21 protein-coding genes are annotated in these 22,263 nt (G+C 64.2%); 13 read left to right on the top strand and 8 right to left on the bottom strand.

Going from position 1 to position 22,263, the window contains the following annotated elements:
• Positions 1-36 precede the first annotated feature (36 nt).
• Positions 37-1,092, bottom strand: a complete 1,056-nt coding sequence (locus WD006_RS04650; RefSeq protein WP_029308232.1) for a class I SAM-dependent methyltransferase — start codon at positions 1,090-1,092, stop codon at positions 37-39.
• A gap of 455 nt (positions 1,093-1,547) precedes the next feature.
• On the opposite strand from WD006_RS04650, the gene aroG reads away from it, so the two are divergent.
• Positions 1,548-2,627 carry a 3-deoxy-7-phosphoheptulonate synthase AroG gene (gene aroG / locus WD006_RS04645; RefSeq protein ID WP_011515790.1) on the top strand — a complete coding sequence of 360 codons (1,080 nt, stop codon included), beginning with the start codon at positions 1,548-1,550 and terminating at the stop codon, positions 2,625-2,627.
• Positions 2,628-2,724: 97 nt separating this feature from the next.
• Here aroG and WD006_RS04640 read toward each other — a convergent pair whose 3' ends face one another.
• Together WD006_RS04640 and WD006_RS04635 are read right to left on the bottom strand one after the other, a co-directional pair.
• Positions 2,725-3,123: a c-type cytochrome gene (locus WD006_RS04640; protein WP_029308233.1), complete on the bottom strand. Its 399-nt coding sequence runs from the start codon at positions 3,121-3,123 to the stop codon at positions 2,725-2,727.
• A 13-nt stretch (positions 3,124-3,136) separates the two neighbouring features.
• Positions 3,137-3,481, bottom strand: coding sequence for a c-type cytochrome (locus tag WD006_RS04635; protein WP_008641741.1), 345 nt, complete (start codon positions 3,479-3,481; stop codon positions 3,137-3,139).
• A gap of 442 nt (positions 3,482-3,923) precedes the next feature.
• Here WD006_RS04635 and WD006_RS04630 point away from each other — a divergent pair, with 442 nt between their 5' ends.
• Genes WD006_RS04630 through WD006_RS04620 form a run of 3 tightly spaced genes read left to right on the top strand, consistent with a single transcriptional unit; the run spans position 3,924 to position 6,598 of the window.
• Positions 3,924-4,802, top strand: a complete 879-nt coding sequence (locus tag WD006_RS04630; RefSeq protein WP_029308234.1) for an AAA family ATPase — start codon at positions 3,924-3,926, stop codon at positions 4,800-4,802.
• A gap of 10 nt (positions 4,803-4,812) precedes the next feature.
• Positions 4,813-5,406: a GNAT family N-acetyltransferase gene (locus tag WD006_RS04625; RefSeq protein WP_029308235.1), complete on the top strand. Its 594-nt coding sequence runs from the start codon at positions 4,813-4,815 to the stop codon at positions 5,404-5,406.
• A gap of 16 nt (positions 5,407-5,422) precedes the next feature.
• Positions 5,423-6,598, top strand: coding sequence for a vWA domain-containing protein (locus WD006_RS04620; RefSeq protein ID WP_008641734.1), 1,176 nt, complete (start codon positions 5,423-5,425; stop codon positions 6,596-6,598).
• Positions 6,599-6,650: 52 nt separating this feature from the next.
• Here the strand turns inward: WD006_RS04620 and WD006_RS04615 are convergent, their stop codons facing one another.
• On the bottom strand, positions 6,651-7,553 hold the full coding sequence (locus WD006_RS04615) for a LysR family transcriptional regulator (protein ID WP_024569128.1): 903 nt from the start codon (positions 7,551-7,553) through the stop codon (positions 6,651-6,653).
• 148 nt (positions 7,554-7,701) lie between these two features.
• Here WD006_RS04615 and WD006_RS04610 point away from each other — a divergent pair, with 148 nt between their 5' ends.
• From WD006_RS04610 to WD006_RS04600, 3 genes are all read left to right on the top strand, one after another.
• Positions 7,702-8,688: a Bug family tripartite tricarboxylate transporter substrate binding protein gene (locus WD006_RS04610; RefSeq protein ID WP_011515786.1), complete on the top strand. Its 987-nt coding sequence runs from the start codon at positions 7,702-7,704 to the stop codon at positions 8,686-8,688.
• A 20-nt stretch (positions 8,689-8,708) separates the two neighbouring features.
• Positions 8,709-9,581, top strand: coding sequence for an N-formylglutamate amidohydrolase (locus tag WD006_RS04605; protein WP_011515785.1), 873 nt, complete (start codon positions 8,709-8,711; stop codon positions 9,579-9,581).
• 251 nt (positions 9,582-9,832) lie between these two features.
• A complete protein-coding gene (locus WD006_RS04600) occupies positions 9,833-10,627 on the top strand; it encodes a BspC domain-containing protein (RefSeq protein ID WP_375199021.1) in 795 nt (264 codons plus the stop codon).
• Between the two features lie 95 nt (positions 10,628-10,722).
• Here the strand turns inward: WD006_RS04600 and WD006_RS04595 are convergent, their stop codons facing one another.
• Complete coding sequence (locus tag WD006_RS04595) at positions 10,723-11,865, bottom strand: M14 family metallopeptidase (protein ID WP_011515783.1); 1,143 nt, start codon at positions 11,863-11,865, stop codon at positions 10,723-10,725.
• Positions 11,866-11,883: 18 nt separating this feature from the next.
• Positions 11,884-12,669, bottom strand: a complete 786-nt coding sequence (gene yaaA / locus WD006_RS04590) for a peroxide stress protein YaaA (protein ID WP_011515782.1) — start codon at positions 12,667-12,669, stop codon at positions 11,884-11,886.
• Positions 12,670-12,709: 40 nt separating this feature from the next.
• Here yaaA and WD006_RS04585 point away from each other — a divergent pair, with 40 nt between their 5' ends.
• Both WD006_RS04585 and WD006_RS04580 read left to right on the top strand, forming a co-directional pair.
• Positions 12,710-13,249, top strand: coding sequence for a putative toxin-antitoxin system toxin component, PIN family (locus WD006_RS04585; protein WP_011515781.1), 540 nt, complete (start codon positions 12,710-12,712; stop codon positions 13,247-13,249).
• 48 nt (positions 13,250-13,297) lie between these two features.
• Entirely contained in the window at positions 13,298-14,467 is a 1,170-nt protein-coding gene (locus tag WD006_RS04580) for a pyridoxal phosphate-dependent aminotransferase (protein WP_011515780.1), read from the top strand.
• 60 nt (positions 14,468-14,527) lie between these two features.
• Here WD006_RS04580 and WD006_RS04575 read toward each other — a convergent pair whose 3' ends face one another.
• Entirely contained in the window at positions 14,528-15,169 is a 642-nt protein-coding gene (locus WD006_RS04575; RefSeq protein ID WP_011515779.1) for a glutathione S-transferase, read from the bottom strand.
• A gap of 176 nt (positions 15,170-15,345) precedes the next feature.
• Between WD006_RS04575 and WD006_RS04570 the strand changes: the two genes are divergently transcribed.
• The 4 genes from WD006_RS04570 to WD006_RS04555 all read left to right on the top strand — a co-directional run bounded on the left by WD006_RS04570 (position 15,346) and on the right by WD006_RS04555 (position 20,127).
• A complete protein-coding gene (locus WD006_RS04570; RefSeq protein ID WP_029308236.1) occupies positions 15,346-16,869 on the top strand; it encodes a 3-hydroxyacyl-CoA dehydrogenase in 1,524 nt (507 codons plus the stop codon).
• 66 nt (positions 16,870-16,935) lie between these two features.
• Entirely contained in the window at positions 16,936-17,715 is a 780-nt protein-coding gene (locus WD006_RS04565; protein ID WP_011515777.1) for an oxepin-CoA hydrolase, alternative type, read from the top strand.
• A gap of 42 nt (positions 17,716-17,757) precedes the next feature.
• The gene (locus WD006_RS04560) at positions 17,758-18,834 is read left to right on the top strand and encodes a phosphotransferase (RefSeq protein ID WP_011515776.1); all 1,077 of its coding nucleotides are present in this window, start codon (positions 17,758-17,760) and stop codon (positions 18,832-18,834) included.
• Positions 18,835-19,125: 291 nt separating this feature from the next.
• A complete protein-coding gene (locus WD006_RS04555; protein WP_011515775.1) occupies positions 19,126-20,127 on the top strand; it encodes a Bug family tripartite tricarboxylate transporter substrate binding protein in 1,002 nt (333 codons plus the stop codon).
• 141 nt (positions 20,128-20,268) lie between these two features.
• Here WD006_RS04555 and ggt read toward each other — a convergent pair whose 3' ends face one another.
• Positions 20,269-22,236 carry a gamma-glutamyltransferase gene (gene ggt, locus WD006_RS04550; RefSeq protein ID WP_029308237.1) on the bottom strand — a complete coding sequence of 656 codons (1,968 nt, stop codon included), beginning with the start codon at positions 22,234-22,236 and terminating at the stop codon, positions 20,269-20,271.
• Positions 22,237-22,263 lie beyond the last annotated feature (27 nt).

Genomic DNA, 22,263 nt, shown 5'->3' with positions numbered 1-22,263 from the left:
TCCTGCCTGCGGGAGAGGGGTGCCGCCTGGTCAAGACTACGGCCTCACCTCATACACCAGATTGAACGGCGTCTGCGCCGTGCGGCGGAAGCTGCCGAAGCCGCCCTGCTCCGTCACGCCACGCATGCGGGCCTCACCGGCCTGCGCTCCCAGGCACATTGCCCCCTCCTGCGACCGCGATCCCGGCGTGCAAATGAATGTCGACGCCGAATAGAACACGCGCCCGATCGGATTGAGGTTGTCCTGCAGCCGGTCATTGGCAAACGGCTCCACAATCATCCAGCACCCGTCGGGCTTCAGCGATTCGCGGATGTGCCGCGCGGCGCCAACCGGGTCGCCCATGTCATGCAGGCAGTCGAAGACCGTCGCGAGGTCATATCCGCTACCGGGATAATCCTTGGCCGCCGCCACTTCGAACGTCACGCGGTTGCTCACGCCAGCACGTCTGGCAGACTCGGTCGCGTACCGGATCGACGGCTCGTGGTAGTCGAAGCCGCGAAACGTGGAAGCCGGATAGGCCTGCGCCATGATGATCGTCGAGGCACCATGCCCGCACCCCACGTCAGCCACCATGCCCCCCGCCTTGAGCCGGGCGTCGATGCCTTCCAGCGACGGAATCCATTCGCCGACCAGATGTGCCGCGTAGCCGGGGCGGAAGAACCGCTCGGTACCATGGAACAGCGCCGGGTCGTGTTCGTGCCAGCCAAGCCCTCTGCCGTTATGGAAGATGTCGACCATCTTCGGAATCGCGCGGAACTGCGCCACCGCAATCTGGAATGCGCCGGGAATGAACGCGGGGCTGCCCTCCTGCGCCAGCGCCAGCGCCTGTTCCTCGTTCAACGAGAAACTGTCGGTGTCCGCGTCGTATTCGACGTAGCCGCTGGCGGCCTGCGCTGACAGCCACTCGCGCAGGTAGCGCGCATCCGTGCGGGTTTTTGCCGCCAGCACGTCGGCGGTCATCGGTTTTTCCGCCAGCGCCTTGTACAGCCCAAGCTCGTCGCCCAACACCACCGTCGCCGCGTGCATCACGGCACCGATGTCATGGACGAATTTCTCCATGAAGGCATTCAGCCTTGCTTCATCGACTGGCATGATGGGTACCCTCCCTCCACCTTGTTCTTGTGATTCCACTATAGGAAGCATGGGTACTCTGCAATTGCTTAAATCTATCGATTGGCCGCTTGCCATCTTCGTTGAAAAGCGATATAAAGATGCTTCGTTGTCGTGCGAGCGGCGATTGCACCCCGTGGTTTCTCCCGCGAGTGCGCAATAAAATGCCTTTTGATCGCGCACCGCAGCATAAATTTCACGCATTGCCGCATAACCGACACAAGCTGACTACAGCCGATCCGATTTCCGCCATGTCCGCCAAGTTTTACTTTTACTTTTTTTGGCATCTCACACCGCTGGCGGATAGAGAGGGATAGCTGCAAGTAGCCCCGAATACTAAAAAAAGCCGCCAGCGACCCTGGCGGCTTTTTTTATCCCCGCCACCGCCGCAACGCAATTCCAGATCAGACTCACGACCTCACAAACCCGGAGCCATCATGCTGAAGAACACCGACGACCTGCGTATTCGAGAACTCAAGGAACTGCTGCCGCCCGCGCACCTGATCCGCGAGTTTGCTTGCTCGGAGGCTGCGTCCGACGTGATCTATGGCGCCCGCCAGGCCATGCATCGCATTCTGCACGGCATGGACGACCGCCTGATCGTCATCATCGGCCCGTGCTCGATTCACGACACGCGCGCGGCCCTGGAATACGCCAAGCTGCTCAAGGTGCAGCGCGACCGCTTCGCGGGCGAGCTCGAGATCGTGATGCGCGTCTACTTCGAGAAGCCGCGCACGACGGTGGGCTGGAAGGGCCTGATCAACGATCCGCACATGGATGGCAGCTTCAAGATCAACGACGGCCTGCGCACCGCCCGCGAACTGCTGCTGAATATCAGCGAAATGGGCGTGCCGACGGGGACGGAATATCTGGACATGATCAGCCCCCAGTACATCGCCGATCTGGTGAGCTGGGGCGCGATCGGCGCGCGCACCACCGAGTCGCAGGTGCATCGCGAACTCGCTTCCGGACTGTCGTGCCCGGTCGGCTTCAAGAACGGCACCGACGGCAACGTGAAGATCGCCGTCGACGCGATCAAGGCCGCCTCGCAGCCCCACCATTTCCTGTCGGTAACCAAGGGCGGCCACTCGGCCATCGTGTCGACCTCGGGTAACGAGGACTGCCACATCATCCTGCGCGGCGGCAAGACACCGAACTACGACGCGGCCAGCGTGCAGGAAGCCTGCGACGCGATCTCGAAGTCCGGCCTGGCCGCACGCCTGATGATCGACGCCTCGCACGCCAACAGCAGCAAGAAGCACGAGAACCAGATCCCGGTCTGCGAGGACATTGGCAAGCAGATCGCCGGCGGCGAGCAGCGCATCGTCGGCGTCATGGTGGAATCGCACCTGGTAGCCGGCCGACAGGACCATGTGCAGGGCACTCCGGTGGAGAACCTGACCTACGGCCAGTCGGTGACCGACGCCTGCATCGCCTGGGATGACTCCGTGGCCGTACTGGAGACGCTGGCCAACGCCGTGAAGCAGCGCCGTCTGGTGACCGGCAGCGGCAACTGAACCGCACTGCAGAACGAAAAAAGCCGCTCGAATGAGCGGCTTTTTCTTTTGCTTCGATTCCCTTGCGACGGAATCGAAGCGGCTGACGTCTTCCGACTTACTTCTTCAGCACCAGATCGCCGGGCAGCGATTCGATATACGCGGCAATATCCTTCAACTCCTTGCGCGTAAACTCCCGCGGCTTGCCGTCCTTGCCGGTGACGGCCGGGTTGCTCTTGACCTGGCCGGCCATAATCGCATTGTTGCGGCCCACCAGCGGGTTGCCACTGATCTGGTAGGACAACAGGGCGTGATAGATGTAGTCCTGGTGCTGGCCGGCCAGCTTCGGATAGTCCGGCGAGATCGGCGCGTTCAGATCCTTGCCGTGGCACGCCACGCATCCACCCTTTTCCACCAGCGCCTTGCCAGCGGCAATATCTGCCGCCGAGGCGGACATGGCAGCGGCGCCAAGCGCGACAGCACCCAGCGTGAACGAAACAGCTTTCAGCATCTTCATGGTCAGGGGCCTCTTACTTGAGCGGATTGTTCTGCGTGTCGCGCTTCTGCTGCGAGTAGTACGCAGCCACGGCGGCGATGTCCTTGTCGGACAGGCTGTCGGCAATCCCGCGCATGGTCGGATGCTTGCGATCACCCTTCTGGTAGCTCTTGAGCGCGTTCTCGATGTACTTGGCACTCTGGCCGCCAAGCATGGGCACCTGATATACCTCGGGGAACGATGCACGGTAGCCAGGAATGCCATGGCAGCCAATGCACATTGCGACCTTGTCCTTGGCGGCGTCCACGTTGCCCTTGTCCTGGGCCTGCGCAGCCGTTGCGGCCGCGCCCAACACCACCATCGTGAGGAGCTTTTTCATTGTCTTAGCTGAGTGGGAAGTGTTTAAACCGCGTGTGACTGCCCTGCAGGGCGAAACGGCTTTGGGAACGGGGATCTGAAATCGCGGTAAGTGCTGATGTGCCGCGGGTGCTTCCACACCATTCTGCAACCATCTCGCGCTGTCGCCGCCTCCCGGTGAACTGCCATGTCTCAGTGACAGAACTGCCGGGTATGAGGGGGAGATATTGTGACCAGGGGCGCGTCAAACCGGCGCATTGTACCGCAGCGTGCACGCGCCAGTCCACAGAACGGCCTTGGGGTGTCCCCCACTGAACGCGAATCCCGATCTGCTCTTATACTGGCCCATTCCGACCGAAATTCCGATTGTTCATGCCGGTTGTTGCCCGACCGGATCATTGGCCCTAAGCCATTGTTTCCGATTGTCTGCCAACCACGCCCCTTGCAATACGATCAGACCGCCCATGTCCACCACCGCCAACGCCAATCCGTCCCAGCAGATCAAGTTCGAAGGTAGTGCCCAATACGTTGCCACCGACGATCTGAAGCTGGCCGTCAATGCCGCACGCACGCTGCAGCGCCCCCTGCTGATCAAGGGCGAGCCCGGCACGGGCAAGACCATGCTGGCTGAGGAAGTGGCCGCTGCACTGGGTATGCCGCTGTTGCAATGGCACATCAAGTCGACCACCAAGGCCCAGCAGGGCCTGTACGAATACGACGCCGTGTCGCGTCTGCGCGACTCCCAACTGGGCGACAACCGCGTGCACGACATCGCCAACTACATCGTCAAGGGCGTGCTCTGGCAAGCGTTCGAGGCCGACGAGCCCGTGGTGCTGCTGATCGACGAGATCGACAAGGCCGACATCGAATTCCCGAACGACCTGCTGCGCGAACTCGATCGCATGGAGTTCTACGTCTACGAGACGCGCGAACTGATCCAGGCGAAGCATCGCCCGCTGGTGATCATCACCTCGAACAACGAGAAGGAGCTGCCGGACGCCTTCCTGCGCCGCTGCTTCTTCCACTACATCAAGTTCCCGGATGCCGAGACGATGCAGCAGATCGTCGACGTCCACTACCCCGGCATCAAGCGCGAGCTGGTAGCGGCCGCGATGGAATCGTTCTACGAGATGCGCAACCTGCCGGGCCTGAAGAAGAAGCCGAGCACGTCGGAGCTGATCGACTGGCTCAAGCTGCTGATGGCCGAGGACATTCCCGCCGAGGCACTGCGCAGCCCCGACCGCAAGGCTGCGATCCCGCCGCTGCACGGCGCGCTGCTCAAGAATGAACAGGACGTGCACCTGTTTGAACGTCTCGTGTTCATGAACCGCGCCAACCGCTGAGGACAGCACGATGTCGAGGTTCGTTCAACCCGTGACGCTGTCCGGCAGCCACGCCACGCTTGCGCCGCTGTCGATGGACCATGCCGAAGGCCTGCGCGAAGCCGCGGCCGATGGCGAACTCCATCGGCTCTGGTACACCTCGGTGCCCTCGCCCGAAGGCATGGAAGCCGAGATCAAGCGCCGGCTCGACCTGCAGACGCAGGACTCGATGCAACCGTTCACCGTGCTCGATGCCAACGGCCGCCCGGCCGGCATGACCACGTACATGAACATCGACGGCAAGAACCGGCGGGTTGAAATCGGCTCGACGTGGTACGCACGGCGCGTGCAACGCACCGCGCTCAACACCGAATGCAAGCTGATGCTGCTGCGCCATGCGTTCGAGACGCTCGACTGCATCGCCGTGGAATTCCGTACGCACTGGATGAACCACCAGAGCCGCACCGCCATCGCACGCCTGGGCGCCAAGCAGGACGGCGTCCTCCGCAACCATCAACGCATGCCGGATGGCTCGTTCCGCGATACGGTCGTGTTCTCGATCATCGCCAGCGAATGGCCCACCGTGCGTGCGCACCTGCAGTTCCAGCTCGACCGCCCGCGCTGACCGGGGAGAGTTTCCCATGCTGATCGATTTCTTTTTCTCGCTGCGCCACGCCAAGCTGCCGGTATCGGTCAAGGAGTACCTGACGATGCTGGAAGCCCTGCGCGCGCAGGTTATCGCGCCGTCGATCGACGAGTTCTATTACCTGTCGCGCATGACGCTGGTAAAGGACGAGAAGCACTTCGACAAGTTCGACCAGACCTTCGCCGCTTACTTCAAGGGCGTGGAGAGCCTGATCGACTGGAAGAGCGACATCCCGCTCGACTGGTTGCAGAAGACGCTCGAGCGCGAGCTGTCGGCCGAGGAAAAGGCCAAGATCGAGGCCATGGGCGGCCTCGACAAGCTGATGGAACGCCTGAAGCAACTGCTCGAGGAGCAGAAGGAAAAGCACGAGGGCGGCAACAAGTGGATCGGTACGGGCGGCACCTCGCCGTTCGGTCACGGCGGCTACAACCCCGAGGGCATCCGCATCGGCGGCCCGTCCAAGGGCAACCGCACCGCGATCAAGGTGTGGGAGACGCGCGCGTACAAGGATTACGACGACCAGGTCGAACTCGGCACGCGCAACATCAAGGTGGCACTACGCCGCCTCCGCCGTTTCGCGCGCGAGGGCGCCGACACCGAACTCGATCTCGACGATACGATCCACTCCACCGCCGCCAACGCGGGGATGCTCGACATCAAGTTGCGGCCCGAGCGCCACAACAAGGTCAAGGTCCTGATGCTGATGGATGTCGGCGGCTCGATGGATGACCACATCAAGCGCGTGGAGGAACTGTTCTCGGCCACCAAGACCGAGTTCAAGCACCTCGAGTACTACTACTTCCACAACTGTCTCTACGACTACGTGTGGAAGAACAACCGCCGCCGCCACGCGGAGAAGATCGCCACGTGGGATCTCATCCACAAGTACACGCCGGACTACAAGGTGATCTTCGTCGGCGATGCGACGATGAGCCCCTATGAGATCCTGCAGCCGGGCGGCTCGGTCGAGTACAACAATGCCGAGGCCGGCGCCGTGTGGCTCAATCGCATGATCGAGCAGTTCCCGCGTTTCGTGTGGCTGAACCCCGAGCCGGAAGGCCTCTGGCAGTACCGCCAGTCGATCACCGTGATCAACCAGATCATGAAGAACCGCATGTACCCGGTCACGATCGCGGGACTCGAGGCAGCGATGAAAGTACTGTCGAAATAGTGGATGACGTAGCGCCCGGAGTTAGCGCCTGGAATGAGCGCTTGCCGGGCCGCTACGCCACCACGTCGACACCTTCCATCAACCAAGCCCGGAACGTCTGCAGCGCCGGCAGGTGAGCCTTCTGTTCCGGATAGCAGAGGTAATACCCCTTCTTGGCCAGCACGCGCGCGGCATGCGCCACCACCAGCGTGCCGGTGGCAATCTCCTCTTCGATCAGGCAGCGCGGAATCAGCGCGATGCCTAGCCCCGACACCGCCGCCTGTGTCAGCAACGAGAACTGATCGAAACGTGCCCCGCTCCATGCCTGGCGCGTGGACACCCCCAGTTCGGACAGCCAGTCTGGCCACGCCTCCGGCACCGTGGTGTGATGCAGCAGCGGATAACGCAGCAAACCCTCGGCTGATGCAACCGCGCCCCCAGGCTCCTGCGCGAGCAATCCCGGCCGGCACACCGGCAGCACTTCGCGTCCAGTCATATAGTCGGCGAGGCTTCCCGGCCAGACGCCGTCGCCGAAGCGGATCGCCGCATCGAGATCAGGTTGGGAAAAATCGTAGCCCTGCGCATGGGGAACGAACTCCAGCGTGACTTCGGGATGTCGGGCGAAAAACTGCGGCAGCCGCGGAATCAGCCACTTGGCGCCGAGCGTCGGCATGCTGGCGATATGCAGGATGCCGCCCCGCCCCTTGCGCGCGATCAGCTCCACGCTGGCCGCCTCGATCTCGTTCAGGCTCGGCCGGATACGCTCCAGATAGCGCTCCCCCGCGCCGGTCAGCATCAGACGCTGGCGCACGCGCTCGAACAGTTCGACACCCAGAAACGCCTCGAGACTGCGCACCTGCTTGCTGACCGCCCCCTGCGTGACGTGGAGCTCCCGGGCGGCCAGCGTGAAGCTGTTGTGCCGCGCAGCGGCTTCGAATGCCTGCAATTCCGTCAGCGACGGGCATAAGCGTCGCATAGAGCACCTTTAATTCAATACCATTTGGAATGACCTGGGGATTTTATTTCGTTTGCACGCATCTTGCATCGGCAAGCAGAATCATGAGAGCCAAAGAATTCAGCTTTTGCTGAGTTCCGCTCCCTGAATCCCCACCGGAATCCCGACGATGCAACGCCGTCCCCTGCTCAAGATCCTCGCCGCCGCCACCACCTTCGCGGCCGCCGGCCTGACCCTGCCCGCCCTGGCGCAAGGCACGTATCCGACCAAGCCCATCACGCTCGTCGTGCCGTTCCCGGCTGGCGGCACCACCGACATCGTCGCGCGTATCGTCGCCGACAAGCTCGGCCAGCAACTGGGCCAGGCCGTGGTGGTGGACAACCGCGGCGGCGCCGGCGGCAGCATCGGCACCGGCTACCTGGCCAAGGCCACGCCGGACGGCTACACGCTCGGCATCGCCACCGCATCGACCCACGGCATCAACCCGGCCGTGTACCCGCGCCTGCAATACGACGCCACCAAGGACTTCACGCCGATCACGAACCTGGCCTCCGTGCCGAACGTGATGAGCATCAACCCGAACGTGAAGGCCACCGACATGAAGTCGTTCATCGCGCTGGCCAAATCGGAACCGAACAAGATCGCCTACGGCTCGGCCGGCAACGGCAGCGTGTCGCACATGATGGGCGAGCTGTTCAAGATGAGCAGCAAGACCGAACTGCTGCACGTGCCCTACAAGGGCGTGGGCCCCGCGCTGAACGATGCGCTGGCTGGCCAGGTGCAGGTGCTGTTCGACAACCTGCCGTCGTCGCTGCCGTTCATCGAAGGCGGCAAGCTGCGCGCGCTGGCCGTGGCTGCGCCGAAGCGCGTGGCCGCGCTGCCGAACGTGCCGACCTTCGCCGAACTGGGCCTGCCCGAAGTCAATGACGCCGCATGGTTCGGCCTGATCGCCCCGGCCAAGCTGCCGGCCGACATCCAGGCCAAGCTGAACGCCGCCGCCATCAAAGTGCTGGCCATGCCGGAAGTGCGCGCCAAGCTCGAGAAACTCGGCGCCACGCCGGTGGGCGACACGCCGCAGCACTTCGCGCAGCAGATCGCCACCGAAGTAGCCAAGAACAAGCGCGTGGCCGCTGCCGCCAAGATCTCCCTGGACTAATTACGGACCGGTAACCCAGCATGACCGAAGCAGACCGAAAGACCGCGGAAAGCCCGTACTTCCTGCACATGCCGGAAGGCGAGTGCGGCCCGCTCTTTCTTGATTCCCCCCATAGCTGCACCACGTACCCGGCGGACTTCCGCTTCGCCGGCAACCTGCCCCTGCCGCTGCTGCGGCAGGCGGAAGACACGTTCGTGGACGAGCTCTACGCCGACGCGCCCGCGCGCGGTATCCCGCTGCTCTGCGCGGGCTTTCCGCGCAGCTACCTAGACGCCAACCGCGGCCTCGAGGAGATCGACGAAGCCCTGCTCGACGCGCCGTGGCCCGGCGCCAAGCAGGAAACTTCGAAGACGCGCCTCGGCAAGGGCCTGGTCTGGCGCGTGCTGGACACCGGCGAGCCGATCTACGATCGCAAGCTCGGCGTGGCCGAACTGCAGGCGCGCATCGACAACTATTACCTGCCCTACTACGCCCAGTTGCAGCGTCTGTCCGACCAGGCCGTAGCCCGCCACGGCCGCGTGTGGCACATCAACTGCCACTCGATGCCGAGCGAGGCCGCGCAATACGCGACCGAGCACCCGGGCCTGCAGCATCCGGATTTCGTGGTGGGTGACCGCGACGGCACGACTTGCGACACGCGCTTCACCGATCGCGTGGAGAGCGTACTCAAGGAAATGGGCTACGACGTGTGGCGCAACCATCCCTACAAGGGCGTGGAAATCGTGCGCGTGGTAGGTCAGCCCCAGGCCAACCGCCATAGCCTGCAGCTGGAAGTCAACCGGAAGCTGTACATGGATGAAGTCGGCCTGACGCACAGCGCCGGGTTCGACAAGCTCAAGCGCGACCTCAACGCGCTGATGGACGAGCTGCTGCGCTTCGCGCGCACGATCTGACCGACGGATCAAAGGGCTGCCGCAATGGTGCCCTGCCCCGAGGCACGCAGCACGCGTGCCTCGGGGTTCGCCAGAGTTGCGTGACTCGGCAATTCTCTGCTATCGCACACACCCAAATCCACGGGGATCGCGACGGTTGCGAGCAATTAGAATGAAGGGTAACAACATTTAGGAACTTTGCCGCGGGGGATTCCTCTATCATGGCAATCCTTCACTAACCCCTCCTTGCTTCACCGAGCAAAGACGACCCCGTGATCCGACGAATTTCCGAACTGTTCGGCAGCCGGCTGCGTATGCTGTCTGCCGCAGTGGCCGGTGCGATCGCACTCGCCGGTTGCGCCACCGCACCGACGGACGAGACCACAGCCGTGGCTGGCCAGCCCGGCTCGCCCGCTGCCAGCACCTCCACTCCCGTAGCCCCCGGCCCAGCCTCGGCGACGGCCGCCAAGACCCCGACCGCCAACGGCAAGAGCCCGCCCACGACGACGGTCACGCTGCCCGACAGGGGCCGCGTGAGCTTGGCCGAATATCGCGCCCAAATGCGCGATCAGTTGATGAAGACGGAGAATGCATCGGCCGACGTAGCCGATTGCGCCGCGCACGCCAGCTGGGTGGTGCCGCGGTCGGCGACTTATGACGCGCTGAAGATCCCCACGGGCGCGCTCACCCAGGATCAGGCCACCGAGGAGCGCTGGGAAAGCCGGTTCTCGTCGGGCAAGCAGTCCGTGGTCGTCAGCTCTGTCGTGACGTTCGCTGCCAGCGCGCACCGACGCTCGGGGGAACCGCAATGGCAACCGGTCAAGGTCCGCTGCGGCTACGACAACGGCATGATGCTCGCGTACGAACTGCTCAACAGCAGCGGCGAAACGATCAGCGAACCGGCTGCGGCACCCGCCGTGGCCACGTCGCACTCGAAAAAGAAGAAAGGCAAGAGCACCGCCAAGGCGTCGACGTCGTCGAAGTCCAGCAAGGCAAGCTCGACGTCCAAATCGACATCGTCCTCTAAGAGCACATCTTCCAAGACGACAACCAAGAAGAAGCAGTAAGGCCCTGCGCCGACTGCGACTGAGACGCAGGTCCGGCTCCCTCTCCCGCTTGCGGGAAAGGGAGCGCTTGGCGCTTCAAACCCTGATCACGTCCGTCAGCCCAGATACTCCAGCACCGCCTGCAGCATCGACGTACCAAGCAGGCCGCTCTTCGCACCGTTCCAGCCCAGCACCGGGTCTGGCAGGTCGGCGTTGTCCTTGAACGGCATCTCCAGCGTCAGGGCCAGGCAGCCGAAGGTATGGCCGATGTACTTCGAGGCAAGCTTCAGTGCGTCCGCGTTGTACTTGCTTGCAGCGTAGCCGTGCACGTCCTGGAAGTCGGGCGTGGCCCGCTTGAACGCCTCGATGAAGCGCGACTGCTGGTCGCGCTGGGCTGCGGTAAAGCCAGGAAGCATCTCGCTGCCGGCTACGAAGTTGTACGGCAGCGCCTCGTCACCATGAATGTCGAAGAACAGATCGACACCAGTGGCTTCGATCGCCCGGCGCACGTGGTACACCTCGGGGCTCGTCTCGAGGCTCGGCTGCATCCATTCGCGATTGAGGTTGGCGCCCGCGGCATTCGTGCGCAGGTTGCCGCGCGCCGAACCATCCGGATTCATGTTCGGCACGATATGGAACACGGCGCGATCGAGCAGCTTGCGCGCCACAGGATCACCCGCCCACATGCCGGTGCCCGTCAGGCGCTGCAGCACGCCTTCGCAGAACCACTCGGCCATGCTTTCGCCCGGATGCTGGCGCGCGATCATCCAGACCGTCTTCTTGCCCGGCCCTGGCTGACCCAGCGTCACGCAGGTCAGGTCGCGCCCATCGACGGTGCTGCCAAGGTGCGACAGCTTCGCCAGCGGCGAACGCTGGCAGGAGGCCAGCAGCGAAAGGTGCCGCTCCTCGGGATACGGTTCGAAATACGCGAACCAGACGCTGTCGTGTTCAGGCTTGAAGTCGACGGTCATGGTGGTGCCGTCGTAGCGCGTCGGCACGCGGAACCAGTGGGCCCGGTCATAGGAGGCCACGACGCTGTAGTCGCGCCAGCCGTCCGGGTAGGTGCATTCGCCCGCGTTCAGAAACTGGAGTTTGCAGTCCTGCCCGGCCGCGCCCTGCAGCCGGAAGTGGAACCACTGGCGAAAATCGGCGTGCGAATCGGCGCGGATACGCAGGCGGATGTCGTCGGCACGATCGAGGGCTTCGACTTCGATCGCACCCGAGTCGAACAGCGTGGAGATATGCAGCGCTGAGGTCATGAAGTAGCTCCTTGGTTCTCAGTCTTCCAGGCGGCGGCGGAATACCCAACGGGCATCGTCGGACGCGGCCTTGTCGAAGGCGTAGCCGTCTTCGTTGAAGCGCTTCAGTTGCGCGGGATCCGTCACGCGATGCGTGACCGCGTAGCGGGCCATCGTGCCACGCGCGCGCTTGGCGTGGAACGAGATGATCTTGTAGCGGCCACCCTTCCAGTCCTCGAACACGGGCGTGATCACGCGCGCGGCCAGCACCTTCGGGCGCACTACCTTGAAATACTCCTCGGACGCCAGGTTCACCAGCGTCAGCGAGCCCTCGTGCTTGAGCTCGGCCATGTCCTTGTTGATCAACGCCGTGACGTCGTCGCCCCAGAACGCGTAGAGGTCCTTGCCAGCGGCGTTGTCGAGCCGCGTGCCCATTTCCAGGCGATACGGCTGCATCCAGTCCATTGGCCGGAGCACGCCGTAGAGGCCGGACAGGATACGGATGTGCTTCTGCGCGAAGGCAAGGTCGTCGGTCGACAGCGTCTTCGCATCGAGGCCGTCGTAGACATCGCCATTGAAGGCCAGCACGGCCTGCTTGCTGTTGGCGGCCGTGAACTCGGGCGACCAGTCCGCGTAACGCGTGACATTGAGCACCGCGAGCTTGTCGGAAATATCCATCAGCGACGCCACATCCTGCGGGGCGAGCTTGCGCAGGCGCTCGATCAGCGTGGCCGAGCGGTCGATGAAACGCGGTAGCGTATGGGACTTGACGCGTGGGGGTGTCTCGTAGTCCAGGGACTTGGCGGGAGACAGGACGATGAGCATGGCAAAATCGGGGGCAGAAACAAAGACCAGATTGTAGCGAATGCACACCACCCACACCGGCCACGATGCCAACTCCAGCGCCGGCCCTGATGCCGGCGCCCTCTCCGTCACTTCCGCACCCCGGGTAGTCCTCGACTCCAATATCTGGGTAGACCTGCTGGTCTTCCGCGACCCGCATGTGGAACCGATCCGGGCCGCGCTGGCGGCCGGCGCCATCGCACCGGTGATCCGCGCCGACTGCCGCGAGGAGCTGCGCCGGGTGCTGGCCTATCCCCAGTTCACCCGCTTTGCCGTCGATATCGACGCGGCGCTCGCGGAGGTCGACCGCTTCACCACGTTAGAACCGGTGCCCACCCAGGAAGACGCTGACGCGATCCGCCTGCCCAAGTGCAAGGACACCGACGACCAGAAGTTCATCGAACTCGCCCATTTCTCGCGCGCGGCGCTGCTGGTGTCCAAGGACAAGGCAGTGCTCAAGCTCCGCAGCCGCCTGCGCCGCTCCAGCGGGGTGGAAGTGCTGCCGCCGCTGGCATTCGGCGGCTGGCTGGCGGCATGGGTGCCGCCCGATGATCGCGGCTAGAATGTCGCTCTGGCTGATTGCCCCGCTTCTACTCTTTCAAGCTCCGTCATGGCTGAATCCAACCTCGCCCCGCTGAATCCGCCCCCGTCGCGCCTGCCCAACGTGGGCACCACGATCTTTACCGTGATGTCGGCGCTGGCGGCCGAAAAGAACGCCGTCAATCTCGGCCAGGGCTTCCCGGATTTCGACTGCGACCCGCGCATCGTCGACGCCGTGACGCACGCAATGCGCACCGGTCACAACCAGTACCCGCCGATGGCCGGTGTGCCACAACTGCGCCAGGCCATTGCCGCCAAGATCGCGAAGCTGTACGAACACACCTACGACTGGAATACCGAGATCACGGTGACCGCGGGCGCCACGCAGGGCCTGTTGACCGCCATCCTCTGCGCCGTGCATCCGGGTGACGAAGTGATCGTGCTGGAACCTTGCTACGACAGCTATCTGCCTGCAATCGAACTGGCCGGCGCGACGGCCGTGCCCGTGACGCTGGAAGCGCCGCTGTTCCGCATTCCGTTCGACAAGCTGGCCGCCGCGATCACGCCGCGCACGCGCATGATCATGATCAACACCCCACACAACCCGACGGGCACGATCTGGCGCGAAGAGGACATGCAGCAACTGGCCGACCTGCTGGCCGGCACCGACATCCTGCTGCTGTCCGACGAGGTCTACGAGCACATGGTCTACGATGGCCAGCAGCACGAGTCGGTGGCTCGCCATCCCGAACTGGCGCGACGCAGCTTTGTCGTGTCGAGCTTCGGCAAGACCTATCACGTGACGGGCTGGAAGGTCGGCTTCGTGGCCGCCCCGGCCGCGCTGTCTAACGAATTCCGCAAGGTCCACCAGTTCAACGTGTTCACGGTGAACACGCCGGTGCAGTACGGGCTGGCGGATTACATGGCCGACCCGGCCCCGTACCTGAACCTCTCCGCGTTCTACCAAGCCAAGCGCGACTACTTCCGTGCGGGCCTGGCCGGCACGCGCTTCAAGCTTCTGCCATCGGACGGCACCTACTTCCAGTGCGTCGACTACTCGGCGATCTCCGATATGAGCGAGGCCGATTTCTCGATGTGGCTCACGCGCGAAATCGGCGTTGCCGCGATTCCGGTCTCGGCGTTCTACTCCACGCCGCGTGAATCGGGTGTCGTGCGCTTCTGTTTCGCGAAGAAGGAAGAGACGCTGAAGCTGGCGCTGGATCGTCTGGCAAAGCTCTGATCCGAATCGGAGGTTTGCGCGCCCCACTCCCACAACGTGGAAGTGGGGTGATCCCCCTTCTTACTTGTTCCTGGCGGCCATCTGTTCCAGATTCGCCTTGCGATCCGCGTTGACCTTCTGCACGGACGGACGTTCGGCCATCGCCTTCAGGTAGTCCTTGGCCGGCAGTCCGGCCAGCAGGTCTTCGCCGTAGATGATCTTCGTGCACGACGAGATCAGCGGCAGGTGGCAGATAGCGGCGCAATCGGCCAGCGTGAAGGTATCCCCCGCGATGTAGGGCGAGAACTTCGCCAGTTTCGCGAAGCCGGGGATGTACCGCTCGAGCAGCTTGCGCTGGCGCTCCTTGACGCTGTCGCTGACCTTGCCGCCAAAGAACGCTTCCGGGTAGAGTTCACGCGCGGTCAGTTCCAGGTACAACTCCAGAAACGTGATGACCTCGCGTACCTTGGCAGCCTGATAAGGGTCTTTCGGCAGCAGCGGCGACCCCGGATAGGCCGCCTCGATATACTCGTCAATCACCTCGGACTCGCACAACGGGCCCGCATCGGTGATGATGTAGGGGACCTTGCCGAGCGGCGAGGCCTGCAGGTCGGTCTGCCCCAGCCAGGCCAGCACTTCCTCGAATGGCTGGTTCTTCTCCAGCATCGCCAGCTTGACCTTGTTGTAGTAGTTGCTGGCCGCAAAGCCGCAGAGCTTCAGCATGTTGTCTCTCTCCGTAGTAGTGTGAGATCGTCGGAGTCGACCCGGAGTCGCCTCATCGTTCCCCGCACTGCCGTTTCTGTCCGATCAGCGCACGCGGCGTGCGCGCCCCGTCTGTCGCGGCAAGTGCAAAAAACGTACGATCGTGCTAATTTAACCACATCTTTTTTGGACGAACGATGAGCAATTCCACCATCCAAACGCTCGGCATCGTCGGCACTGGCGCCATGGGCCGCGGTATCGCCCAGATCGCCGCGCAGGCTGGCCTGACCGTCAACCTGTTCGACACGAATGCCCAGGCCGTGGCGGCAGCACGTCAGTATCTGCAGGATACCTTCACCAAGCTGGCCGAGAAAGGCAAGATGAGCGCCGCCGACGGCGAGGCCGCGCTGGCCCGCGTGAAGGCCTGCGCCGCGCTGGAAGACCTGGCCGCGTGCGACATGGTGCTGGAAGCCATCGTCGAGAGGCTCGATGTCAAGCGTGATCTGGTGGCCAAGCTCGAAGCCGTCGTGCGCGAAGATGCCGTGATCGCGTCGAACACTTCGTCGCTGTCGATCACGGCCATCGCCGTGGGCGCGAAGAAGCCCGGTCGCGTGGTCGGCTATCACTTCTTCAATCCGGTGCCGCTGATGAAGGTGGTGGAAGTCGTGGATGGCATCTCGGGCGACCCGGCCGTGGGCGATCGCCTGATGGAACTGTCGCGCCGCATGGGCCATACGCCGGTACGCTGCAAGGACATGCCCGGCTTCATCGTCAATCACGCCGGCCGCGGCATGAACATCGAAGGGCTCAAGGTTGCGCAGGAAGGCGTGGCCGAGTTCGTCGACATCGACAACATCATGCGCGAGCAGGCTGGCTTCCGCATGGGCCCGTTCGAACTGATGGACCTGACCGGTCTTGACGTGTCGCACCCGGTGATGGAGTCGATCTACAACCAGTTCTACCAGGAGCCCCGTTACCGTCCGTCGCCGATCACGTCGCTGCGTTCGGTCGGTGGCCTGCTCGGCCGCAAGACCGGCGCGGGCTTCTACGCCTACCCCAACGGCCAGAAGCAGGTACCCGCCGCCGCGCCGGTGCCGGATGCGCGCCCTGCCAGCGTGTGGGTGAGCCGCGCCAACGCGCGTGGCCATGCGATGACCGTCAAGCTACTGACCGCCCTGGGTGTCACGGTCGAGGCTGGCAACCAGCCGCCGGCTGACGCGCTGATCGTGGTGACGCCGCTGGGTCTGGACGCAACCTCCGCTGCACTCGAGGAAGGCCTTGACGCCACGCGCGTGGTGGCCATCGACACCCTGATGCCGTTCGAAGCCACCAAGCGCCGCACGCTGATGACCACGCCGGCCACCAGCGCCGCCGCACGCGACGCCGCGCACGGCCTGTTCGCCAGCGACGGCGTGCCGGTGACGGTGATTCGCGATTCGGCCGGATTCGTCGCGCAGCGCGTGATCAGCTGCATCGTCAACATCGCCAGCGACATCGCGCAGCAACGCATCGCCACTCCGACCGACATCGACCTGGCCGTGCACCTGGGCCTGGGCTATCCGAAGGGCCCGCTGGCACTCGGCGATACGATCGGCGCCGACCTGATCCTTGAAGTCCTGCGCAACCTGAACCGCCTGACCGGCGACATGCGCTACCGTCCGAGCCCGTGGCTGTGGCGCCGCGCCGGACTTGGCCTGTCGTTGCAGACCGAAGAAGCCTGACCCCACGCAGGCGCCCCGACGAGACACGGGGCGCCTTTTTCATTTCCGCCAGATCAAGAGGCTGTCGTGACTGCCCAACTACTTTCCGAACGCGTCGACTCGACGCTCGTACTGACCATCTCCAACCCCGAAGCGCGTAACGCGTTGCATCCGGACATCTACGCCGCTTCGGCGGAAGCGCTCGAAGTCGCCGCCCGCGATGATTCGATCCGCGCCGTGATCCTGACGGGTGCCGATGGCGTGTTCTGTGCCGGCGGCAATCTGAACCGGCTGCTCGGCAACCGTTCGCAGCCACCCTCGGTGCAGGCGGACAGCATCGAAGTCCTCAACCAGTGGATCGAGTCGTTCCACGCCTTCCCCAAGCCGATCATCGCGGCGGTCGAGGGCCCGGCCGCCGGCGCGGGATTCTCGCTGGTGCTGGCCTGCGATTTCGTCGTGGCCGCCAGCGATGCCAAGTTCGTGATGGCCTACGTCAAGGTCGGTCTGACGCCTGACGGTGGCGGCTCCTACGAGATCGCGCGTATGCTGCCGCGCCAGCTTGCCAGCGAGATCATGATGGAAGGCAAACCGGTGGATCCGGCGCGCTTGGCGCACTTCGGCATCGTCAATCGCGTAGCGGCCCCGGGGCAGGCCCTGACTGAAGCGCTGCGCATCGCCGAAAACCTGGCCAAGGAATCGCCCAACGCGGTCAGCGGCATCAAGTCGCTGATCAACCACGCGGGCACCGCGACCCTGACCGAGCACCTGGCCGCCGAACGCGACAGCTTCGTGGCCGCACTGCATCACAAGGACGGTGGAGAAGGCATCAGCGCGTTCCTTGAGAAGCGCAAGCCAAACTACCGCTAAGCCCCCGAGAAGACACAACACATAAGGACACCCGGAGACAGCATGAGCACCAACGTATCGCACTTTGAAGGCACCCGCCCCGTGGCCGACCAGCAGCGTTTCGACGTCGGCGCCCTCGAATCCTGGATGCGGGAGCATGTCGACGGCTTCGCGGGCCCGCTGACCGTGGAGCAGTTCAAGGGCGGCCAGTCGAACCCGACTTTCAAGCTGATCACGCCGGGCCAGACCTACGTCATGCGTGCCAAGCCGGGGCCGAAGGCGAAACTGCTGCCTTCCGCGCACGCCATCGAGCGCGAGTATCGCGTGATGGCGGCGCTGGCCGGCACCGACGTGCCCGTGGCCCGCATGTTCGCGCTGTGCGAGGACGAAGAGGTGATCGGCCGCGCGTTCTACATCATGGAGTTCGTCGGTGGCCGCGTGCTGTGGGACCAGTCCCTGCCGGACATGACCAAGTCCGAACGCGGTGCGATCTATGACGAAATGAACCGCGTCATCGCCGCGCTGCATACGGTGGACTACAAGGCGATCGGGCTGGCCGACTACGGCAAGCCGGGCAACTACTTCCAGCGCCAGATCGAACGCTGGAGCAAGCAGTACAAGCTGTCGGAAACCGAGTCGATCCCGGCCATGGACCAATTGATGGCCTGGCTGCCAGACCATATTCCGCAGGAAGATGTGGACCTGACCAGCATCGTCCACGGCGACTACCGCCTGGACAACCTGATGTTCCACCCGACCGAGCCCAAGGTGCTGGCGGTGCTGGACTGGGAACTGTCCACGCTGGGCCATCCGATGGCCGACTTCGGCTACCACTGCATGAGCTGGCATATCCAGCCGGGCCAGTTCCGCGGCATCGCCGGGCTCGACTACCAGGCGCTTGGCATCCCTGACGAGGCCACCTATCGCCGCCTGTACGAGCAGCGCACGGGCCGCCAGATCACGGGCGACTGGAATTTCTATCTGGCGTTCAGCATGTTCCGCATCGCCGGCATCCTGCAGGGCATCATGAAGCGCGTGGTCGATGGCACCGCATCGTCGGCACAGGCCACGGACGCCGGCAAGCGCGCCCGACCGATGGCCGAGATGGGCTGGGCCTACGCGCAGAAGTCGGGCGCCTGATGGCGGCCTGCGCATCGGCCACAGGTGTTCAAGCACATAGGTAACACTTGATCCGATGCGCATCCGGGGCCCCTCTTCCTTCCGTACAGAGGGGCCAGCCCGGGAAAAACAAGTGCGTGAAGCAGCGCCGAAGTCATCCGACGACTGAATACACAGCCTGCCGCCCAGCCGTATCAACGCCGAAAATCCCGCCCATCTCCGTATTTTCCTGATAGACCCCCGCCAGATTCCTGTCTACACTTGGCTCTAGTTGTACGACATCTTATGATAAGTGTTGACTGGAGACACAGCATGACCTCTCGCCGCCAATTCCTTGGCCAGGCTTCGGGCCTGGCCGCCCTTGGCACCCTCGGTACCGCTGGCATCCTCGCCCCCACCTCCGCCTGGGCCGAGGACAAGTGGCCTAGCCGGCCAATCCGGCTGGTGGTGCCCTACCCGGCCGGCGGCTCGTCGGACATCATCGCGCGCCTGATCAGCAAGCAGCTCGGCGAGGCACTGGGCCAGCCGATCGTGGTCGACAACCGTCCGGGCGCCAATGGCAATATCGGCGCGGCGATGGTCGCGCAGGCTGGCACGGACAACCACACGCTGCTGCTGTGCGATGTCGGCGCGCTGGCGATCAGCCCGTCGGTCTACACGAAACTCACCTTCGATCCGAACAAGGACCTCAAGGGCGTAGCCATGCTGGCCTACTCCCCGCACCTTCTGGTCGTACACCCGTCCGTGCAGGTCAGCAATCTCAAGGAACTGGTTGCCCTGTCGCACAAGCAGACCCTGAACTTCGCGGTCACGGCGATCGGCAGCGCGCCGCACTTGGCCGGCGTAGCCGTGCAGCAGGCCACCGGGGCGGCGTGGCAATACGTACCCTACAAGGGCGGATCGCAGGCCATTTCCGATACCGTGGGTGGCACCGCGCAGGTGCTGATGAACGGGATGCTGGCCACCTGGCCGCAGGTGCAGGCCGGCAAACTCAAGCTGCTGGCGGTGTCGAAACGCTCGCGCATGGCCCTGGTCAGCCAGACGCCCACCATCGCCGAGAGCGGCGTGGCAAATTTCGAATCGGGAACGTGGCAAGGCGTGATGGCGCCAGCCGGAATGCCGGATGCCATCGTCTCGCGGATCAATGCCGAGCTGATCCGCATCATCCGCACACCGGAGATCCGCGCCCAACTGGCCGGGCAAGGCGCCGAAGTCGTGACCATGTCGCCGGCCGAGACCGGCAAGTGGTTCGGGACGGAGGAGAAGCGCTGGGCGCAGGTGGTGAAGGCGGCCGGGGTGAAGCTGGACGCCTGATTGCCGCGAAGGCTCATGCATGAAGAACGGGCGCGATATTCGCGCCCGTTCTTCATTGGCCAGTCATGACAGGAACCTGAAGCGCCAGCGTTCTCCGCCGGCCCCTCGCCCGCGCGGGAGAGGGGTGCAATCCGCGAGCATTCAATCGCCCAGCGCCACGCCCTCACGCCGTGGATCAGCGCCGCCAGCCCAGACTGGCCGACCATTCGGGCCCGCCTTGCGCATGATCGCCTGCGTGCCACTGGTCATCTCGATCTCGGCCACCTGATGGCCCTGATCCTTGAGCGCCTGCACCAGTTGAGGCGTCACCAGCCCGCGCTCGACTTCCGTCGGGCCGTTACGGCTACCGAAGTTCGCCATGCTCACGGCCTGCTGCACGTCCATGTTCCAGTCGAGCAGGCCGACCAGCGTCTTCGAGACATACTCGATGATCTGCGAACCGCCCGGAGAGCCAAGCGCCGCCACCAGCCTGCCACTCTTGCGGTCAAACACCAGCGTCGGCGCCATCGACGAGCGCGGCCGCTTGCCAGCCTGCACCCGATTGGCCACAGGCTTGCCGTTCTCGGTCGGGTTGAACGAGAAGTCGGTCAGCTGGTTGTTCAGCATGAAGCCGCGCACCATGATGTGCGAGCCGAAGTACGACTCGACCGTCGTGGTCATCGACAACGCGCCACCACGGTCATCCACCGCCGCCACTTGCGACGTGGAAATGCGCGGTGGCGAGCGGTCAGGCGCAAAGGCAACGTTGACGCCCGGCGGCGTGCCCGGTTCGGCCTTGCCCATACTCTTCTCGCCAATCAGTTCGGCACGCTCGGCCAGGTATTGCGGATTCACGAGCGCGCCCACGTCTACCGGCACGAAATCGGCGTCGGCCACGTAGAGCCCACGGTCCGCGTAGGCCAGACGGTCGGCCTCCGAGATGGCGTGCACCGCCAGCGGATTGGCCTCGAACCCCGCCGGCGTATTGACCTGCGCCGGCTTGAGCTTTGCCAGCGCGTAGCGCGGATCGCGCTTTTCGAGTGCTTCGAGGTTGCCGAGAATCTGCGCGATAGCGATGCCACCCGACGAAGGCGGCGGCATCCCGCAGACCTTCCAGGCCTTGTAGTTCGTGCAGACCGGCGGGCGCTCCTTGGCCTTGTACCCCTTCAGATCGGCCACGGACAGGCTGCCAGGATTCGCATGAGCGTTGACCTTGGCCACGATGTCATGCGCGATGGGGCCGTTGTAGAACACGTTCGGCCCGTGTCTGGCGATCTCCCTCAATGTCTGCGCGAGCTGCGGATTCCTGACCAGCGTGCCGACCGGCTTCGGCTTGCCCTGATCGTCGAGGAAATACGCCTTCATCTCGGGGGAGCCGGTCAGAAACTTGTCTGCGGCAACCTGCGTATAGAGGCGCTGCGAGATCGGAAAGCCCTTGTCGGCCAGCGCAATGGCTGGCTCGAACAGGCGTGCCCACGGCAAGCGGCCGTGCTGGCGATGCGCGAGCTCCAGCGCGCGCAATACACCCGGCACGCCGACCGAGCGCCCACCGATCTGCCCCGCCGAGAACTCCATCGGCTTGCCATCGGCACGCATGAACAGGTTCTCGGTGGCGCCAGCGGGTGCCGTTTCGCGGCCGTCATAGGTCTGCACGCGCTTGCCGTCCCAGTACATGATGAAGGCGCCGCCACCGATCCCGGAAGCCTGTGGCTCGACCAGCGTCAGCACTGCCTGCATCGCCACGGCGGCATCGATGGCCGACCCGCCAGCACGCAGCATCTCGCGACCTGCCTCCGTGGCCAGTGGATTCGCGGCCGCGGCCATATGCTTCTGCGCATAGGTCGTGGTCATCCCCGGGCGGTAGCCCGAGGCAACTTCGGCGGCGGGCGGCAACCCGGCTGACGCCACGGCCCCGGTCGACGCCGGCACCGTCCCCGTCCCCGTGGCCGGGTCGGTCGATGCGGCGGGCGTCCCCGCCTCGTTGTCCACCGTGCCGCAGCCTGACAGCGATGCGGCCAGCAGGGAAACCATCGCCCCGGCCAGCGCACCGCGCCAGTGCCGGTTCGCGGCACGCTGCGAGACAGATTGCGCGGAAGATCCTGTTGAAGTCGCTATGAGTGTGTCAGCCATGCCGTCCCTCCTGTCGAGAAGATCCGG

It is taken from the genome of Cupriavidus sp. Met-2 (assembly GCF_049843575.1).
Taxonomy (GTDB): Bacteria; Pseudomonadota; Gammaproteobacteria; order Burkholderiales; family Burkholderiaceae; genus Cupriavidus; species Cupriavidus metallidurans.
The sequence above is the reverse complement of the archived record's forward strand: the minus strand, read 5'-3'. Positions and strand labels throughout refer to the sequence as shown.

Excerpts from the sequence above, each read along its gene's own strand:
- WD006_RS04650 (WP_029308232.1), bottom strand. The coding sequence starts at position 1,092 with ATGCCAGTCGATGAAGCAAGGCTGAATGCCTTCATGGAGAAATTCGTC.
- aroG (WP_011515790.1), top strand. The coding sequence starts at position 1,548 with ATGCTGAAGAACACCGACGACCTGCGTATTCGAGAACTCAAGGAACTG.
- WD006_RS04640 (WP_029308233.1), bottom strand. The coding sequence starts at position 3,123 with ATGAAGATGCTGAAAGCTGTTTCGTTCACGCTGGGTGCTGTCGCGCTT.
- WD006_RS04635 (WP_008641741.1), bottom strand. The coding sequence starts at position 3,481 with ATGAAAAAGCTCCTCACGATGGTGGTGTTGGGCGCGGCCGCAACGGCT.
- WD006_RS04630 (WP_029308234.1), top strand. The coding sequence starts at position 3,924 with ATGTCCACCACCGCCAACGCCAATCCGTCCCAGCAGATCAAGTTCGAA.
- WD006_RS04625 (WP_029308235.1), top strand. The coding sequence starts at position 4,813 with ATGTCGAGGTTCGTTCAACCCGTGACGCTGTCCGGCAGCCACGCCACG.
- WD006_RS04620 (WP_008641734.1), top strand. The coding sequence starts at position 5,423 with ATGCTGATCGATTTCTTTTTCTCGCTGCGCCACGCCAAGCTGCCGGTA.
- WD006_RS04615 (WP_024569128.1), bottom strand. The coding sequence starts at position 7,553 with ATGCGACGCTTATGCCCGTCGCTGACGGAATTGCAGGCATTCGAAGCC.
- WD006_RS04610 (WP_011515786.1), top strand. The coding sequence starts at position 7,702 with ATGCAACGCCGTCCCCTGCTCAAGATCCTCGCCGCCGCCACCACCTTC.
- WD006_RS04605 (WP_011515785.1), top strand. The coding sequence starts at position 8,709 with ATGACCGAAGCAGACCGAAAGACCGCGGAAAGCCCGTACTTCCTGCAC.
- WD006_RS04595 (WP_011515783.1), bottom strand. The coding sequence starts at position 11,865 with ATGACCTCAGCGCTGCATATCTCCACGCTGTTCGACTCGGGTGCGATC.
- yaaA (WP_011515782.1), bottom strand. The coding sequence starts at position 12,669 with ATGCTCATCGTCCTGTCTCCCGCCAAGTCCCTGGACTACGAGACACCC.
- WD006_RS04585 (WP_011515781.1), top strand. The coding sequence starts at position 12,710 with ATGCACACCACCCACACCGGCCACGATGCCAACTCCAGCGCCGGCCCT.
- WD006_RS04580 (WP_011515780.1), top strand. The coding sequence starts at position 13,298 with ATGGCTGAATCCAACCTCGCCCCGCTGAATCCGCCCCCGTCGCGCCTG.
- WD006_RS04575 (WP_011515779.1), bottom strand. The coding sequence starts at position 15,169 with ATGCTGAAGCTCTGCGGCTTTGCGGCCAGCAACTACTACAACAAGGTC.
- WD006_RS04570 (WP_029308236.1), top strand. The coding sequence starts at position 15,346 with ATGAGCAATTCCACCATCCAAACGCTCGGCATCGTCGGCACTGGCGCC.
- WD006_RS04560 (WP_011515776.1), top strand. The coding sequence starts at position 17,758 with ATGAGCACCAACGTATCGCACTTTGAAGGCACCCGCCCCGTGGCCGAC.
- WD006_RS04555 (WP_011515775.1), top strand. The coding sequence starts at position 19,126 with ATGACCTCTCGCCGCCAATTCCTTGGCCAGGCTTCGGGCCTGGCCGCC.
- ggt (WP_029308237.1), bottom strand. The coding sequence starts at position 22,236 with ATGGCTGACACACTCATAGCGACTTCAACAGGATCTTCCGCGCAATCT.